At 69.8% G+C, this 308-nt stretch carries 1 protein-coding gene; it reads right to left on the bottom strand.

Annotated features, from left to right (window positions below; all coding sequences use genetic code 11):
- Positions 1-308 (bottom strand): amidase family protein (locus tag B4E30_RS15725; RefSeq protein ID WP_286796153.1); only part of this gene is annotated, 308 nt, incomplete at both ends.

Genomic DNA, 308 nt, shown 5'->3' with positions numbered 1-308 from the left:
GGTGCGCGGTCCAGAAGCGGACCTCCCCATGAATCGACAAGACGAGCCTCGAGTGCGGCCCCTACACGGTACAGACGGGCGTCCTCGCGAGCGGGCGCGAGGAACTGGATGCCGACGGGCAGGCCGTCCTCCGCCGCGAGGCCGGCCGGAATCGAGATCCCCGGCACGCCGGCGAGGTTCGCCGGGATCGTCGTGACGTCGTTCAGGTACATCTGCATCGGGTCGTCGAGCTTCTCGCCGAGGCGGAACGCCGTGGTGGGCGCGGTCGGGGTGGCGATGACGTCGACTCTCTCGAAGGCGGCGTCGAA

Origin of the sequence: Microbacterium sp. UBA3394 (assembly GCF_002358725.1) — a bacterium.
In the GTDB taxonomy this organism is placed as follows: domain Bacteria; phylum Actinomycetota; class Actinomycetes; order Actinomycetales; family Microbacteriaceae; genus Microbacterium; species Microbacterium luteum.
Note: the sequence above shows the minus strand (reverse complement) of the source record. Positions and strands in the feature narration are given on the sequence as shown.